This window comes from Pseudoalteromonas sp. MEBiC 03485 (genome assembly GCF_004195145.1).
Classification (GTDB): Bacteria; Pseudomonadota; Gammaproteobacteria; order Enterobacterales; family Alteromonadaceae; genus Pseudoalteromonas; species Pseudoalteromonas apostichopi.
Genome location: NZ_SGBT01000001.1, coordinates 2890909 through 2904734 on the forward strand (window position 1 = coordinate 2890909; position 13826 = coordinate 2904734).

A 13826-nucleotide genomic window follows, 5' to 3' on the forward strand; every position below is an offset into this window, starting at 1 on the left:
GCAGAACTAACCTTTTGCAGCGATCGTTAAGCTAACACGATGTTCACCTAAACGTTGATGTTCTACACCTAAGTTGGCCTGTAATGAGTCAAGCAAACCTTTAATGTCGCCTGTTTTAAACACCCCAGCTACTTTCAAAGAGGCAAGTTCTGGGTCATTTAGCTCAAAACGCGTGGCTGTATAACGACTCACCTCTTGCAGAGCTTCGTCTAAAGACTCACCATTAAAAATTAACATTTCTTGTTGCCATGCCAAGTCGCGTTGGACGTCATCAACAGATAACTGCTTAATTGGCGCTGTTTTACTTTGTTTTATTAGTGCCTTCTCGCCTGATACAACCACATTCGCTTTAAGTGCTTTTATATCTGCGCTGTTATCTGAAGCATCTTTTAAACGATTAAAATCACTGGCATCAACCTGAGTACTCGGATCAGTAATCATCACTTTGCCCTCAGTCACAACTAACTCTAAGTCTGAGGCAGAATTTCGCTGAACATTAAATACTGTGCCAAGTGCAGTAAAAGATTTATCACCAGCAATTACGGTAAACGGACGACTAGGATCTTTAGCAACATTAAAACGCCCTTCACCACGGCTCAGGATCAACTGACGACGATCGCCCGAGTAAGCAACTTCAAGTTTAGTGTTGGTATTGAGCTGCACAATAGTGCTGTCTGGCAGAACAAATTCAGCTTGCTCGCCGACTTTAGTGCGATAAATTTTGGTAAATTTAGCATAGTCGTTTTCTTCACTTTGCCAGTAGCTTGAATAGATAAGCATAATACAACCAAGCAGCATCACTACTAAAAAGCTCGCAGCAGTTGCCATACCAAACACTGCAGGTTGTTTTTGCGGTGCTTTATAAGGGAACATACTACTTAACTCATTGAGCACGCTCATTTCATCCCATAAAGTCGCAAGTTCAAACAATGCTTCTTGATGAGCTGTGCTTTGATGAGCCCACATGTGCAATTGTCTCACTTCATCTTTAGATAAACCGCGATCAATTGCACTTATCCATTGACTCGCCTGCTCTTGAATCATTTCTTTTGATGAAAATGGATGGACATTACTCATTTGTTCACCTCTTTTGCAGTGAACTCAGTGGTTGGGTTAAATGTCTGGGGTTGTACGTCGTGTGATTTCATTGCTCGGTGAACATGTAATAAGCCTTTGGCTATATGTTTTTCAACAGTACTTTCGCTGAGTTCCATTTTAGCTGCAATTTCCTTTTGGCTTAAGCCATAGACTTTTTTTAAGATAAAACATTTTTTAATTTGAGGGCTTAATTCGTTAGTCACTCGGCAAAAAAACAAAAAACGTTCTTTTGAGGTCACTTCATCTTCAAGTGCCATTGAACGCATGTGATGCTCAACCTGTTGTTGTTCATCTAACGATTCTTTGTATTTATTGTCCCATTTAGCAATGTGATTTAGTGCCAAATGTTTAGCCGTTTTCAGCATGTAACTGTGAGTATATTCGATATTTTGTTTAAGATCAGCTTCATAACTTTTTATAAACGTCTCTTGCACAATATCTTCTACATCATCAGGGCTGACAATACGTGATACAAAGCGCCTAAGTTTGCTCGATATCTCAGTAAAAGCGGTGATAACCCCAGTTTGATCTGTCATCCTTAACTCACCTTTATTATATTTTTATTGCTTTAGGGTACGAGATTTCATTTTAATTACAAGCCATTTGTTAATTTTTTGTACCCTTGGTAAACAAAGATTTTATAAACTCATTAAAATCTTCTGTTTTAAGCGTCATAAGCTTGCTCTACTGTTTCAAAAATCACGCTACTTCATCCACCTCGACTCACTATTTGGCTATATTTTTTATTAACTTCCACCTACTAAATCGGTTTTTAGTTTGAATACATTAAGCGACTTAGTGACGGGCTAAATTAAGTCATCTTTTGGTTTTAAATAAAAAGTAAACTACAGGGTGTACCTTTTTCTTTTTTGGGTATAAACTAAACGACAAATGAATATGCATAATTTCGTCTTTCGTGTTTGTTTGACTATTTCTATGCATACCTACTTAACAATTGGACTGTGGAGTAAACATGCGTCTGCCTTTCGCACCTGCCAAATTATCATTATCTGCGTTGTTACTTGTGTCTGCACCCTTGCTACTGCAAGGTTGTTCTGAAGCGCCAGAGCAGCAACAGGGTCAAATGCACCCAGCAGCTGTCGCTACTATGACTATGGAAACACACGATGCACCTTTTACTATTGAGCTGCCAGCAACGCTGTCTGGTTCAAAAGAAGTTGAAGTTCGAGCCCGTGTTACCGGAATCCTTGAATCACGTAACTTTGAAGAAGGTCAGCGTGTCGAACAAGGCCAATCTCTGTTTACTATTGATCTTGAACCTTACCAACTTGCGGTTGATCGTGCGCAAGCTGCACTTGATGGTGCAAAAGCAGCGCTTGTTCAAGCTGATCGTGACGTTAAACGATTAGCTAAACTACGTGCCGAAAAATCTGTTTCACAACGCGATTACGATAACGCTAGTTCAGCTAATGATATTGCAAAAACTGATTTAGCCGCTGCAAAGGTTGCGTTAAAAGAAGCCCAGCTTAATCTTGAATATGCGCAAGTGAAAGCCCCTGTCGCAGGTGTAATGGGACGTGAGTTTGTCTCGGAAGGAACCTATGTTTCTGGCCCAGATTTACTACTGACTCAAATGACTCAGTTTGACCCTATTCGTATTCGTTTTGGCTTATCTGAGCGTGAACAACTGCAAATGCGTCAAGATGTTAAAAATGGCTCACTGACGTTACCTGAGCAAGGCCACTGGAAAACACAAATTAAACTCCAAGACGGCTCTTTATACGGACAAACCGGTGAAGTTAACTTCTCTGATGTGCGTATTAATCCAAACACAGGTACCAGTGAGTTTCAGGCAATTATTCCTAACCCAGATTTTCAACTTCGCCCGGGCCAATTCGTTCGCGTTGAGTTAAGTGGTGCAGTACGTAAAAACGCTTTCATCGTTCCGCAACGTGCAGTGCTCGATAACGGCACGGGTAAGTTCGTTTATGTTGTAAGTAAAAACGAGCAAGGTATGGATGTCGCGTTACCTGCCCCTGTCACTGTGGGTGAATGGATCAAAAAACCAGAAAACGAGCAATACCAAAACTTTTGGTTAATTCGCAGTGGGTTAAAAGAAGGCGACCAAGTTATTGTTGATGGCATGGCGCGTATTTTCTTCCCGGGTATGCCAGTAAATGTTGGCAAGCCAGCCGCTAACTCAAGCCACGCAGAATAAGCACAGGGAGTCTTATGTTTTCTCGTTACTTTATAGACAGACCCATTTTTGCGTTTGTTATATCTATTGTTATTGTGCTTGCGGGCCTTGCTGCGATGCGCAGTTTACCTGTAGCGCAATATCCTGAAATTGCGCCTCCGGTTGTACAAGTGACCGCAGCCTATCCGGGTGCATCCGCCAGTGTACTTGAGCAAACGGTTGCCACACCGATAGAAAATGCCATTACTGGTGTTGAAGGTATGATGTACATGTCATCGACTTCAACGAGTGCAGGCTCGACCACCATCGAAGTAACCTTTGAAATTGGTACTGATGTGGACCAAGCAGCTGTAAACGTGAATAACCGTGTAAAGCAGGTTGAAGCGCGTTTACCTGAAGAAACTCGTCGCCAAGGTGTGGTTGTCCAAAAAGGCTCTTCTAGCTTTTTACAAGTGCATGCCTTTTACTCTCCTGACGGTACACGCTCGAGTTTATGGACTTCAAACTATGTCACCATGAACGTGCTTGACCGTGTTAAACGTATTCCGGGCACCACCAGTGTGCAAATTTTTGGTGCTAAAGATTACGCGATGCGTATTTGGCTACGCCCAGATGTAATGAGCCAGCTAGGGGTTACTGTTGAAGAAATAGCAGGGGCAATCCGAGTACAAAACTCGCAATACGCTGCAGGTAAAATTGGTGCGACACCAACTACTCAATCTCCACAAGAGCTCGTTTACAGTGTGACTGCACAAGGTCGTTTGTCTGAGCCTGAACAGTTTGAAAATATCATTATTCGTTCAAATACCGATGGCAGTAGTTTACGCTTAAAAGACGTAGCACGCGTTGAGCTAGGTTCGAAAGATTATAACTTCAAAGGGACAATTAACGGTAAAGAAGCAGTACTATTAGGTATCTTCTTGCAACCGGGTGCCAATGCTCTTGATGTAGCTGAAGAAGTAAATAGTGTTATCGAAGAAATGAAAAGCCAATTCCCTACTGGACTTGCACATTTAACTTCGTACGACACAACCCGTTTTGTTGAAGTATCAATTCGTGAAGTAGTAAAAACACTGCTTGAAGCCATGGTATTGGTATTCTTAGTGGTGTATTTATTCTTACAAAACTGGCGCGCTACCCTAATACCTACCCTTGCAGTGCCAGTATCGCTACTTGGCACGTTTGCCGGCATGTATATGCTGGGATATTCAATTAACTCACTCACCTTATTCGGCATGGTGTTGTCGATTGGTATTGTTGTTGATGATGCCATCGTGGTACTTGAAAACGTTGAACGTATTATGCATGAAGAAGGACTCGGTGCCAGAGACGCAGCTGTCAAAGCTATGAGTGAAGTAAGTGGCCCTGTTGTAGCTATCGTTCTGGTTCTGTGTTCTGTGTTTGTGCCAATTGCGTTTTTAGGTGGCTTAACAGGTGAGTTATTCCGTCAGTTCGCTATTACTATTTCGATTGCTGTGAGTTTATCGGGCGTGGTCGCCCTAACGATGACGCCTGCTCTTTGTGTACTTATTTTGAAACAAGAACACAAGCAAACAGCCCGCTTCTTCTTATGGTTTAACGCTATGTTTACCAAGATAACTGGCCGTTATGTGGGGGCTGTTGGTTTTATGGTGCGCCGCGGTCTTTTAGGTGTAATCTTAATGACGGGTATGATTGCTGCAACGATTGGCCTTTGGCAAAACACCCCAGGCTCGCTTGTACCCGATGAAGACCAAGGTTATTACATCTCTGCAATCTTTTTACCTGACGGTTCATCACTTGAGCGTACCGAGGAAGTAACGCAACAAGTTGTAAAAGCAGTACAATCAAACCCAGCTAACGAAAACGTTGTTGCGTTTACAGGCTTTGATTTTATCGGCGGTGGTTACAAAAATAGTGCTGCGACTTTATTCGTGACACAAAAGCATTGGGATGAACGCGAAGTTGATACCAAAGCACTTGTGCAAGAGCTATTCATGAAAACGGCGGGTATTAAAGAAGCACTCGTACTTGCCTTTAATCCACCTGCTATCTTTGGTTTAGGTAACACTGGTGGTTTTGAATTTTACATTCAAAACAAAGGCGATAGCGACCCAGACAAACTTCAACAAGCGATGCAGTTAATGACAGCAGAAGCGCAAAAGAGCCCAATCATCAGCGGCCTGCAAACTCTTTGGCGCCCTGATGCACCGCAACTTCGTGTTGATGTTGACCGAGAACAAGCGCGTGCCATGGGTGTAGAAATTGATGATGCGTTCACCGCCCTTGCAGGTAACTTAGGTACTTATTACGTCAACGACTTCAATAAATTTGGCCGCGCATGGCAAGTCCTAATGTCTGCAGATGCTGAATTTAGAATGAAACCTGATGACATTGGCCGTATCTATGTTAAAAACAACCAAGGTACTATGGTGCCGCTTTCAGCCTTTACCACTATCGAGTATAGCCGTGGCCCTGAAAACTTAAACCGTTATAACAACTTACCAGCAGTTAAACTAATGGGTAATGCAGCACCTGGTTTCAGTTCGGGTCAAGCTATCGCTGAAGTTGAACGTATTGCAGAAGCTGTCTTACCGCCAAATATGACCTACGAATGGACGGGCTCTGCATTCCAAGAAAAGCGCAGTTCGGGTACCACAGGGATTGCCTTAGGACTTGCAGTGATCATGGTGTTTTTGATTTTAGCAGCCCTTTACGAGCGTTGGTCATTACCACTGTCTGTAATGCTTGCCCTGCCATTTGGTACCTTTGGTGCACTAATAGCCGTTTGGGTGGTTGGCATGACAAACGATGTGTATTTCCAAATTGGCCTTGTCACCCTACTCGGTCTTGCCAGTAAAAACGCGATTCTTATCGTTGAATACGCCTTAATGAAACATCAACAAGGCTGGAGCGCTAGTACTGCTGCACTTGAGGCTGCACGTTTACGTTTTAGACCAATCATCATGACTTCACTTGCTTTCATTTTAGGCGTTGTACCTTTAGTACTTAGCTCTGGTGCAGGCGCTGGTGCCCGTCATAGTGTTGGTACAGGTGTTATGGGCGGTATGATGGCAGCCACATTCTTAGCTGTATTCTTTGTACCTCTGTTCTTTTATTGGTTAACGGCACGTAAGTTAACTGAAAAACGCTCAAGACAAGAGCTTGCTGATGAAATAGCACACCATCACCAACAAGAACATGTCAAAACCCAAGAGGGTAATCTGTAAAAAATGAAGGGCAAACAATGAGTTTGCCCTTTTTTTGCTTATTTGATTACTAGCAATTTGCAGCTTCGAACGCTAGTATTAAGGAAAGATGTGTGGAGTGCAGCATGAATAATCAAAAATTAGCCGAATTTGAACAATTTTTTCAAATTAACGAGAGCAACCGTGTCAATTTGTACCCGGTTGAACCAAGTGCTGTGCCAAAAACCAATGCTGAGCTCGAGGCCGATATTCCTGCTTTATTCAAACTTGCCAACGAAGTAAATGAGCTTGAGCAAACGAGCTTACGACCACTACGTAATCTAGGTGATGTTGCACAAGAATTAGCAGCGTTTTTACAGGCGCAGTCTCGTAAAATCGATTTAATCATGAGTCATATCTTAGCCTCTGAGCAACCAGACGATAACGCAAACTATTGCGACAGTTACGGTGGTGGTGGTGTAAAGCTTACCTCATCTGAGGTCTATGAATTAGGTCAAACATTTCGCACTAAGTTGTTTTTACAACATGAGGCGTCTGCTATTTATTGCTACACCGAATTAGTGGCGATTGAAAAATGCGATGATGATAAATATCAATACACGTTATTGTTTACTGCTATTCGTGATGCTGACCAAGATTTAGTCGTTCGAGCGGCCTTACACGCACAAACACGCCAACTAAAAAAACGTCAACAAGAAAACAATCCGCAAGATAGTTAAAAATCGCGCTTTATCGCGCACAAAAAGCTGACATCTATGGCTAAAATGCTAAACTAGCCCCACCTTAGTTTGTTTATTACCTTCATGAAATTTAGACTTTTACCTGAATGGGCTGAGCAAGATGCCGTTATGCTCACTTGGCCTCATCTAGACACTGATTGGGCAGCAAATTTAACCGCTGTTGAGCCTGTGTATGTAGCGCTTTGCCAAGCAATTAGCCAACAACAAGATGTTGTTATCGTGGCCCATGATAATGCCCTAAAAACACATATTGCAGCTTTACTTGCAAAAGCTGATGTCGATGCAAGTCGCATTCACTTTGTGGTGACACCGTGTAACGATACCTGGGCACGTGACCATGGCCCATTGACCTGCGCGAATATTGATGACGCAAGCCAATTAAAAGTGATGGATTTTATTTTTAATGGCTGGGGCAATAAATTTGCAAGTGATCTCGATAACCAAATTAATCAAGTGCTTGTAAAGCAAGTCGCTAATCCTAAAAATGCTTATCAGCAAAGTGAGCTGGTTCTTGAAGGCGGCGGCGTTGAAATTAATGAACACGGCGTGCTACTCACAACCAGCGAATGCTTATTAAACCCAAATCGTAACCCAGAACTTACAAAAGCGGATATAGAACAAACGCTTGTTGAGCAACTAGGGGCTACTTCTTTCCTTTGGGTTGATCACGGTTATCTTGCTGGTGATGATACCGATAGCCATATTGATACGCTGGTACGTTTTGCACCAAACAACACCCTAGTTTATGTGCAGTGTGATGATAAAAATGATGAACATTTTGCTGCCCTTGATGCCATGGAAAAGCAACTGCAATCATTTAAAACCGCTAACGGTGAAAGCTATGAGCTTATTGCCTTACCTTGGCCAAAAGCGGTATTCAATGAAGACGGTGACCGACTACCTGCCACATACGCTAATTATTTAATCATCAATAAAACCGTTTTAGTGCCAATTTATGGTGACGAACACGACCAACTTGCACTTGGTCAGGTTGCCAAAGCATACCCAGACCACACTGTTGTTGGTATTAATTGCCTGCCAATTATTCACCAATTTGGCAGCTTACACTGTATTACAATGCAATTACCGCGCGGCTTTTTAGCAGGAACAAACAATGACTAAACCAACGCATTTAAAGGTTGCTCTTGTTCAGCAATCAAACACCGATAATGCTCAAGACAATATGGCAAAATCGATTGCAGGTATACGCGATGCAGCAAGCCAAGGCGCTAAGCTTATTGTTCTTCAAGAGCTACACCGTAGTTTATATTTTTGCCAAACCGAAGATGTAGACGTTTTTGATTTAGCAGAAACAATTCCGGGCCCAAGTACAGATACCTTAGGCGCACTTGCCAAAGAGTTGAATGTGGTGATTGTGTCATCGTTATTCGAAAAACGTGCGACAGGTCTTTACCACAATACCGCTGTGGTACTTGAAACTGACGGCAGCATTGCCGGTAAATACCGCAAAATGCATATTCCTGATGATCCTGGCTTTTACGAGAAATTTTACTTCACACCCGGTGATTTAGGTTTTCAGCCTATTCAAACGTCTGTTGGTAAATTAGGCGTATTAGTGTGCTGGGATCAATGGTTCCCTGAAGCCGCACGATTAATGGCAATGTCGGGGGCTGAGATTTTAATTTACCCAACTGCGATTGGCTGGGACCCTCGCGATGAGAAAGACGAACAAACACGTCAAAAAGACGCTTGGGTTATTTCACAACGCGCTCATGCCGTTGCCAATGGCGTGCCTGTGATCAGCTGTAACCGTGTTGGCCACGAAAGTGATCCAAGCGGCCAAAGCGAAGGTATTCAGTTTTGGGGTAACTCTTTTATCGCGGGCCCACAGGGTGAGATTCTAGCCGAGGCTAACAACAGCGATGAGCAATTGTTAGTTGTTGAATTAGACCAAGCACGTAGTGAAAACATACGTCGAATTTGGCCTTACCTTCGTGATCGTCGTATCGACCACTATCAAGACCTAACTAAGATTTATCGAGACTAAGCAGTAAAAACAGTTTAAAGGAGTAGTAAATGGCGTTTGCGCAATGGGCAGCATTGCCTTGGGTAAAATCTGAGAAAGATAAAATTCAATGGGGACAACTTACTGGTAGCGGACTTAGCATCGCCATCGCAGAAGGTGTAAAACAACACAACGAGCTGGTTGTGATAGTCACCCCAGATACGCCAAGCGCCCTACGCCTTGAAACTGAGTTAGAATTTCTATTGCCTGAAAACCCAGTCATGGTCTTTCCTGACTGGGAAACGCTGCCTTATGATCATTTTTCACCACACCAAGATATTATTTCTGCACGCTTAGCCACGTTAAACACATTAAAAAAAGAACAACAAAGTGTTTTAATCGTACCTGTATCAACTTTGATGCTTCGTACAGCGCCAGCATCATTTATTTATGGGTCAACCCTTAACTTTAAAGTGGGTGATATCTTAGATACGCACACTCTACGTGAAAATCTTGAACAAGCAGGCTATTTGCATGTACAACAAGTGATGGAGCATGGTGAATATGCTATCCGTGGCTCTATCGTTGACTTGTATCCTATGGGTAGCCCTCACCCATTCCGTTTAGACTTTTTTGATGATGAGCTCGACAGCATTCGTTTATTTGATGTTGAAAGCCAGCGTTCAGATGAAAAAGTAGATAAAATTGAGCTGTTGCCAGCTCATGAGTTTCCAACTAATGACTCTGACATTGAGCGTTTTCGTATCAATTATCGTGAGCAATTTGGCGCAAGCTCTGAACAAGACTCAATTTATATGCAGGTCACCAAAGGTACGTGGCCTGCCGGTATAGAATATTATATGCCTCTGTTCTTTGATGAATTGGCAACTATATTCGATTACTTACCTAGCAATACGACGTTTATGCATTTTGGCGATATTGAACATGCTGCTGATCAATTTTGGCATGATGTAAATGTTCGCTATGAAAACCGCCGTGTTGATCCACTTAGACCATTACTTGAACCTGTAAAGCTATATCAAAGCGTTAATGAACTCTTTGGTGAGTTTGGTAAATACGCACGTATTCGTTTATCTCAAGCGAAACTAGGCACTAAAGCAGGCCATACAAACCTTGCCAGTAAAGAGCTACCAAACGTACGTATAGATCATAAGCTACATGAGCCTTACCAAGGTTTAATTAACTATGTTGCTAGTGAGAAAAAACAAAAAGGCCGCATACTGCTGTCGGTTGAATCTGACGGACGCCGCGAATCTTTACTGACACTATTAAAACCAAGTGGTTTAAAGCTCAAAGAATTCGAGTCTTTCAGCGATTTTACAAATAGTGCTAGTGATGTTGGCTTAATAGTATCGCCACTTGAACAAAGTGTAGTGTTAGACGGTAAACCCCGTTTAACCATTATCACTGAACAAGAATTATTAGGCATTAAAGTATCGCAACGTAGACGTCGTAAACATAAATACGAAGCCAGCCAAGATGCACTTATTCGTAATCTTGCTGAACTGCGTGAAGGCCAGCCAATTGTTCACCTTGATCATGGTGTAGGCCGCTACCAAGGGCTTGAAACAATTGATGCTGCCGGTGTGATTACTGAGTTTGTTACGATCATCTACGCCAACGAGGCAAAACTATACGTACCTGTTTCTGCGTTACATATGCTTAGCCGTTATTCTGGTGGCGAAGAGGCCTCTGCCCCGCTCCATAAATTGGGCTCCGATGCATGGGAAAAAGCCAAGAAACGTGCCGCTGAAAAAGTTCGTGATGTCGCCGCAGAATTATTAGACATTTACGCTAAACGCCAAGCTAAACCAGGTAATAAGTTTAAGCTTGATGGCAGTGCTTACCGTCAGTTTAGCGACAGCTTCCCATTTGAAGAAACCGATGATCAACGTAATGCCATTGAATCTGTGCTTGGAGATATGCAAAGTAAACAGGCAATGGATCGTTTAGTATGTGGTGACGTAGGCTTTGGTAAAACAGAAGTGGCCATGCGGGCTGCTTTTGTTGCCGTAAATGATAACAAGCAAGTTGCTGTACTTGTGCCAACGACACTGCTTGCTCAGCAACATTATGAAAACTTTAAAGACCGTTTTGCCGATTTACCTATTGAAGTTGGCGTTTTATCACGCTTCAACTCAACAAAAGAGCAAAAAGACACGCTTGAAAAAATGGCTGAGGGCAAATTAGATATTGTTATTGGTACTCATAAACTGATCCAACAAGATATTCAATTTAAAGATCTTGGTTTATTGATTGTTGATGAAGAGCACCGTTTTGGTGTGCGTCAAAAAGAGAAAATCAAAGCATTACGTGCCGATGTCGATATTTTAACACTCACTGCGACCCCTATTCCACGTACATTAAACATGGCGATGAGTGGCATGCGTGACCTGTCAATCATAGCCACACCGCCTGCGAAACGTTTAGCGGTTAAAACCTTTGTTAGACAAAGAGATGCAGAACTTATTCGCGAAGCAATTCTGCGTGAAATTAAACGCGGTGGTCAGGTGTATTTCTTACATAATAATGTTGAAACTATCGACCGAGTTGCTGAAGAAATAAGTGAATGGGTTCCTGAAGCTAGCGTAACAACAGCACATGGCCAAATGCGCGAGCGTGAGCTTGAGCAAATTATGAGTGATTTTTATCACCAAAAATATAACGTGATTGTATGTACCACCATTATCGAAACAGGTATCGATGTACCGACAGCCAACACCATTATTATGGATAGAGCAGATAAGCTTGGCCTTGCGCAGCTGCATCAATTACGTGGTCGTGTTGGCCGTAGCCATCACCAAGCGTATGCCTATCTTCTCACTGGTAACCCTAAATCACTCAGTAAAGATGCCGTTAAACGCCTTGAAGCAATTGAATCACTTGAAGACCTTGGAGCCGGTTTTGCTCTAGCAACCCATGACTTAGAAATTCGTGGTGCCGGTGAGCTGCTAGGTGACGATCAATCAGGTCAAATGCAAACCATTGGCTTTAGCTTGTATATGGAGATGCTTGAGCAAGCTGTAAACTCGCTAAAAGAAGGCAAAGAGCCAACCCTAGAGAACTTACTTGGCCAGCAAACTGAAGTTGACTTAAAGCTACCTGCATTATTACCCGATGATTATATTCATGATGTAAATGCGCGATTAAGTATCTATAAACGCATTGCAAGCTGTGCTAATCTCAATGACATGGACGAATTACAAGTAGAGTTGATTGACCGTTTTGGCCTACTGCCTGATGCTACGAAAAACTTATTCAGTTTGCAGCAATTAAAACTACAAGCAAGTAATCTTGGCATTAAGAAGATTGAAGCAAACCCGAAAGGTGGCTATTTTGAGTTTAGCCAGCATACAAAGGTTAACCCTAGCTTCATCATTGGTTTGATACAAAGTGCACCGCAGGTGTATAAAATGGATGGCGCAAACAAACTGCGCTTTGCAATTAGCGAAGCCAACGCTCGTGAACGCTTAAAAATGGTCACTGCAATGATTGCAGATTTTGAGAAAAAGGTTAGCCATTAATGTTGTTTAGAAATAGTTTAATATTGCTTTGTTGCTTATTTACAAGCTCATCATATGCAACACGTTGGTTTGAAATTGAAGTTCTTATTTATAAACAGCGCCCAGCTCCTTACTTACAAGAAGATTTCAGTCTAAAACACGATGAAATCAAGGCTAAGCGTAGCAAAGATATATTATCTCCTGCGTACACAGCACAAGCGAAACAGGCTTGTATTGAAGGTGATAACCGCTTTCGCTCTGATTCGTTTACCGACTCTTTAGTCAATACCAACCCTCATTCTAATGTGTGTGATGACAGTGTTGATTTTTTAGCTAGTTATAATCAACTGCCTGTTACACCCGTTGTTGAACCGCGTGAAGATACTGACGAAATATATCTAATTGCACCAGAGCAATTACAGTTTGTTGATCAAAAAGACCAGCTTGATAAAAAGGGCTTATCTCCTATTTTGCATACAGGATGGCGTTTTCCTGAAATGAGTGAAAGAAGTGCACCAAGCATCCGCTTATTTGCTGGAGAACACTTAGCAAAAAACACAAGATCACTTGAAAATGAAAATAACGATTTTATCAGTTTGATCGATCCTACTGAACGTTTTATTCCCGACCAGCTACAAAACGTGCCTGAGTGGGAATTAGACGGTTTAATGAAAATTTATGTTCGTCACTACCTATTTATAAATGCAGATTTTGATATTAGTCAGCGTCTAGAAAACGGTGATTATGAAAAAGCACGTTTTTCACAATTTAAACGTGTGATCAGTAACGAGATACATTATTTTGATCACCCTCGTATGGGTATGATCTTGCAAATAAGACGCTACAACCATTAATGGATACAATTATGAAAAAATATATGGCAATTGCAGCAGCTGCTGCGGCACTTACTTTAGCTGGCTGTTCAAAAGTAAGTCTAGAAAACTACGAAAAAATTGAAATTGGCATGGATAAAACTGAAGTTGAAGCTATTTTAGGCTCTGCTGATAAGTGTGAAGAAAAAACACTACACACTAACTGTATTTGGGGTAACAAAGACAAAAACATTGAAATTACCCTAGTGTCAGACAAAGTATCGCTTTACAGCAAAACAGGTTTAGACGCTAAATAAACCCTAGTGGGTGGCCAAGGCCA

General features: G+C 42.1%; 10 protein-coding genes. 8 read left to right on the forward strand and 2 right to left on the reverse strand.

Features of this window, described 5'->3' with window-relative positions; genetic code table 11:
- Positions 1-6: 6 nt before the first annotated feature.
- Positions 7-1077: a FecR domain-containing protein gene (locus EVU92_RS13320; RefSeq protein WP_130051632.1), complete on the reverse strand. Its 1071-nt coding sequence runs from the start codon at positions 1075-1077 to the stop codon at positions 7-9.
- Positions 1074-1634 carry an RNA polymerase sigma factor gene (locus EVU92_RS13325; protein ID WP_130051633.1) on the reverse strand — a complete coding sequence of 187 codons (561 nt, stop codon included), beginning with the start codon at positions 1632-1634 and terminating at the stop codon, positions 1074-1076. The genes EVU92_RS13320 and EVU92_RS13325 overlap by 4 nt, the downstream gene beginning before the upstream one ends.
- Positions 1635-2071: 437 nt before the next feature.
- Here EVU92_RS13325 and EVU92_RS13330 point away from each other — a divergent pair, with 437 nt between their 5' ends.
- From EVU92_RS13330 to EVU92_RS13365, 8 genes are all read left to right on the forward strand, one after another.
- Entirely contained in the window at positions 2072-3277 is a 1206-nt protein-coding gene (locus EVU92_RS13330; RefSeq protein ID WP_130051634.1) for an efflux RND transporter periplasmic adaptor subunit, read from the forward strand.
- Positions 3278-3291: 14 nt separating this feature from the next.
- The gene (locus EVU92_RS13335) at positions 3292-6465 is read left to right on the forward strand and encodes a multidrug efflux RND transporter permease subunit (protein ID WP_130051635.1); all 3174 of its coding nucleotides are present in this window, start codon (positions 3292-3294) and stop codon (positions 6463-6465) included.
- A gap of 104 nt (positions 6466-6569) precedes the next feature.
- The gene (locus tag EVU92_RS13340; protein WP_130051636.1) at positions 6570-7163 is read left to right on the forward strand and encodes a PilZ domain-containing protein; all 594 of its coding nucleotides are present in this window, start codon (positions 6570-6572) and stop codon (positions 7161-7163) included.
- An 84-nt stretch (positions 7164-7247) separates the two neighbouring features.
- Entirely contained in the window at positions 7248-8306 is a 1059-nt protein-coding gene (locus tag EVU92_RS13345) for an agmatine deiminase family protein (protein ID WP_130051637.1), read from the forward strand.
- Positions 8299-9192, forward strand: a complete 894-nt coding sequence (locus tag EVU92_RS13350) for a carbon-nitrogen hydrolase (protein ID WP_130051638.1) — start codon at positions 8299-8301, stop codon at positions 9190-9192. Before EVU92_RS13345 ends, EVU92_RS13350 begins: the two co-directional genes overlap by 8 nt.
- Before the next feature lie 29 nt (positions 9193-9221).
- Positions 9222-12695 carry a transcription-repair coupling factor gene (gene mfd, locus EVU92_RS13355; protein ID WP_130051639.1) on the forward strand — a complete coding sequence of 1158 codons (3474 nt, stop codon included), beginning with the start codon at positions 9222-9224 and terminating at the stop codon, positions 12693-12695.
- On the forward strand, positions 12695-13528 hold the full coding sequence (locus EVU92_RS13360; RefSeq protein WP_130051640.1) for a CsiV family protein: 834 nt from the start codon (positions 12695-12697) through the stop codon (positions 13526-13528). Before mfd ends, EVU92_RS13360 begins: the two co-directional genes overlap by 1 nt.
- 11 nt (positions 13529-13539) lie before the next feature.
- Positions 13540-13803 (forward strand): DUF3862 domain-containing protein, encoded by a 264-nt coding sequence (locus EVU92_RS13365; RefSeq protein WP_130051641.1) that lies wholly within the window; start codon positions 13540-13542, stop codon positions 13801-13803.
- Positions 13804-13826 lie beyond the last annotated feature (23 nt).